1 protein-coding gene is annotated in these 988 nt (G+C 42.9%); it reads left to right on the forward strand.

Features of this window, described 5'->3' with window-relative positions; translation table 11 throughout:
• Nucleotides 1-22: 22 nt before the first annotated feature.
• Nucleotides 23-988, forward strand: a 966-nt coding sequence (leuB, locus tag A3756_RS01405) for a 3-isopropylmalate dehydrogenase (RefSeq protein ID WP_068552736.1), incomplete at its 3' end; no start/stop codon positions are given.

Here is a 988-nt window from a genome sequence, read left to right on the forward strand (position 1 = left end):
ATTATTTCGCTAGGAAAAAATAATGACTCAAACATACAAGATTGCGGTTCTCGCAGGTGACGGCATTGGCCCAGAAATTACAGAGCAGGCTTTGCGTGTATTAAAGCTAATTGAAGAAAAACGTGATGTTGTTTTTGATTGCATCGACGGCCCATTCGGAGCCAGTGCTTACTTCTCACATGGTAAGTCTTTCCCTCAGGAAACGATTGATCTATGTGATACAGCGGATGCAATTCTTAAAGGCCCAATCGGCTTGAGCCATGAAGAGTCTGAGAAGATTCCTGTAGAAGAGCGTCCTGAGCGTGGTGCTTTATTACCAATGCGTCGTCGTTTGAATACCTATGCAAACTTTCGCCCGATTTCTTTGCCAGCAGGTATGGCTCATTTCTCACCACTTAAAAAAGAAGTAGTGGGCAATGGTATCGACATCATGTTGATTCGTGAATTGATCGGTGGTCTTTACTTCGGTGGAAAAGAAAGTGGTAAGACTGAAGATGGCCTTCGCTATGTAAAAGAAACCTTGGATTACGATGAAAGCCAGATCCGACAGATTTTGGAAGTTGCTTTTAAAGAATCTATGAAGCGTAAGAAAGTTCTTCACAATATTCACAAGAGTAATGTATTGATCTCTTCTGTACTTTGGAACGAAGTGCTTGAAGAAGTTGCTAAAGATTACCCTGAAGTAGAAGTCATTCACATGTTGGTTGATGCAGCTGCGACTCACCTATGTTTGAACCCAGGTCAGTTTGATGTCATGGTCATGGAAAACATGTTCGGTGATATCTTGAGTGACCAGGGTGGCGGTATTCTTGGTTCTCTAGGTCTAATGCCATCAGCATGTATGGGGCCTGAGAAAGCATACTACGAACCTTCTCACGGTTCTGCACCAGATATTGCTGGCCAAAACAAAGCTAACCCATACTCAATGATTGGTTCTGTTGCATTGATGCTGGACATGAGTTTTGGTTTGGAAGAAGAAGCGAAAGCG

This window comes from Oleiphilus sp. HI0086, assembly GCF_001635225.1.